At 47.6% G+C, this 1,465-nt stretch carries 1 protein-coding gene; it reads right to left on the reverse strand.

The features are described from left to right. Positions 1 to 164: 164 nt before the first annotated feature. Complete coding sequence (locus tag ACTHUM_RS13915) at positions 165 to 1,430, reverse strand: Glu/Leu/Phe/Val family dehydrogenase (RefSeq protein ID WP_049331560.1); 1,266 nt, start codon at positions 1,428 to 1,430, stop codon at positions 165 to 167. Positions 1,431 to 1,465 lie beyond the last annotated feature (35 nt).

The following is a 1,465-nucleotide window of genomic DNA, read 5'->3' on the forward strand; positions in this document are numbered from 1 at the left end:
TCATGATTATGTCTTTTCCGGAAAGGTCAAAAAAGGGGATTATAGCTGAGTTTGATTGAAATGGAATCAAGGTGGATTAAAATTTGTAAAGGCTCTTATCAAAAACATTAAGGCCGTCTGAAAACAGATTTCAGACGGCCTGCTCTTAGCTATCGCTCAAACGATTAATACCAGCCGCGCAGCTTCATTGCTTTTTCAACACGACGGATACTCATCATGTAAGAAGCGGTACGCAGGTCGACATCGTATTCTTGAGCCAAGTTCCAAATATCGCGGAACGCACGGCGCAGGACAACGGTTTCTTTCTCTTGAACTTCGTCAAACTCCCAGTAGTAGCCTTGCAGGTTTTGTACCCATTCAAAATAGGATACCACCACGCCGCCGCAGTTTGCCAAAATATCAGGAACAACCAATACGCCATTTTGACGCAGGATAACGTCGGCTTCTGGAGTAGTCGGGCCGTTTGCACCTTCAACCACGATTTTCGCGCGGACTTTACCAGCGTTTTCAGAAGTCAGTTGGTTTTCCAGCGCGCAAGGGGCGAGTACGTCCACTTCCAAAGCCAAAAGTTCGGCATTGCTGATTTCTTTGCCGTAGCCGGCTTCGTTGGTGATGAAACCTTTGGTTTGGAATTCTTTGATGATTGCTTCCATATCCAAGCCGTTTTCGTTGTAGATGGCAACGTCAACGGTAGAAACGGCAACGATTTTCGCACCGGCTTTGTGTGCATAGTAACCGGTGTGGTAGCCCACATTACCGAAACCTTGAATGGCGTAAGTGGCACCCTTCACGTCTTTGCCCAGTTTTTCCAAAGCTTGGACGGCGGCGAAGTTTACGCCGTAACCGGTGGCTTCGGTACGCGCCAAAGAGCCGCCAAACTCAACCGGTTTACCGGTGAATACGCCCGGTGCGGAATGTTTTACCACGTTTTCATAGGCATCAACCATCCAAGACATGATTTTGCCGTTGGTGTTCACATCAGGTGCAGGAATATCGATTTTCTCGCCGATCAGCGGAGAAATGGCTTCGGAATAAGCGCGGGCAATGCGTTCTAATTCTGCTTCGGAATAATTGCGCGGATCCAAAGTGATACCGCCTTTACCGCCGCCGTAAGGAATACCGGCCACGCAGCATTTGATGGTCATCCAGATAGACAGGGCTTTGACTTCGTCCAGATTTACATTGGGATGGAAGCGCACGCCGCCTTTGTAAGGGCCGACGGCATTATTGTGTTGTGAACGATAGCCGGTGAAGTTTTCTACTGTACCGTTGTCGAGTTTGACAGGGAAGTTGACTTCCAAAACACGTTGCGGCTTTTTCAAGATTTCAAATACTGCTGGGTCGGCATTCAGGCGATCGCAGGCAATTTTTACTTGTTTTTGTGCAATTTCAAACGGATTCAGTGTTTCTTTAACAGCAGATGCGGACATGTATTTTTCCTTTTCATACACATGATTAGACGAGA

Source organism: Neisseria sp. P0021.S006 (assembly GCF_051956895.1).